Raw genomic sequence first — 548 nt, forward strand, 5'->3', positions numbered from 1 at the left:
TGCCCTTGAACTTGTTCAATGCATAGTGTTAGAAATGCTAGCACAATTATTAATAATGGTCTATTCATCGATATTTTATTTGATTTAGGGTATAACAAATATATGTTATTCTAAATTATTATCTATTTATATATAAGTATCCTGCTCTTGATCTGGTAATACCTTCGGAATCTTCGAACCTTAAAACATAGTAATATGTTCCCACTGGTAACTCTCTATTCTTACTTATTGTGGTTCTACCTTCACTAATTCCAACAAAGAATCTAACTCCTGGTTGTTCGTATCCATCCTGATCAAAAACCTTCACTCCCCAACGGTTGAATATCTGGAGATTATTTCTTGGGAAATTCTGCAATCCAACAATTCTGAATTCATCATTGATTCCATCTCCGTTAGGACTCAATCCTGTGAAGATCTCTATTTCAGAATCTCGAATATCTAAAATAGTAATGGTTACATCTTCAAAATCACCATCATTATCAAGATCTACATTGATATCCTCTAAAGGATCATCTGAGAGATCTGTGATATCTTCTCCGTTAGGATCT

Annotated in this window: 1 protein-coding gene; it reads right to left on the minus strand. The window is 33.4% G+C overall.

What is annotated here, in order from left to right:
* Positions 1–118: 118 nt before the first annotated feature.
* Positions 119–548, minus strand: a 430-nt coding sequence (locus tag ACXAGJ_RS24635) for a gliding motility-associated C-terminal domain-containing protein (RefSeq protein WP_474843839.1), incomplete at its 5' end; no start/stop codon positions are given.

It is taken from the genome of Aquimarina sp. AWH4_224, assembly GCF_056160245.1.